General features: G+C 27.7%; 1 protein-coding gene. It reads left to right on the top strand.

Annotated features, from left to right (window positions below):
• Positions 1-157 precede the first annotated feature (157 nt).
• Positions 158-289 carry a DUF1304 family protein gene (locus V6255_RS18040; protein ID WP_341629380.1) on the top strand — a complete coding sequence of 44 codons (132 nt, stop codon included), beginning with the start codon at positions 158-160 and terminating at the stop codon, positions 287-289.
• The last annotated feature ends 29 nt before the right edge of the window (positions 290-318 follow it).

Genomic DNA, 318 nt, shown 5'->3' on the forward strand with positions numbered 1-318 from the left:
CTTCATTTTGATCGATAAATTGTCTTATCTTTAACGTGAGTGTACAGATGATTCTATTTAAAAAAATAAAATAATGGTTAATTAATAGAGGTAGTAAAACCATAAAGAAACTAAATTGTTATTTTTAAATTCTATTAAGTTATGACAGGATATCACCATGGAAACCTTATCAATCATATTGGTCGCTTTAGTCTCAGTTGAGCATCTATACATATTAATATTAGATATTTTTTTATGGGATAAACCACGTACACAAAAAGTATTTGGTATTAAAACAGAAGATATTTAATCGACTAAAGTGATGGCTGCCAACCAAGG

The sequence above is a fragment of the Psychromonas arctica genome (assembly GCF_038155225.1).
Taxonomy (GTDB): domain Bacteria; phylum Pseudomonadota; class Gammaproteobacteria; order Enterobacterales; family Psychromonadaceae; genus Psychromonas; species Psychromonas arctica_B.

Bases quoted from the DNA above. Each gene is read 5' to 3' on its own strand.
- V6255_RS18040 (WP_341629380.1), top strand. From the start codon at position 158: ATGGAAACCTTATCAATCATATTGGTCGCTTTAGTCTCAGTTGAGCAT.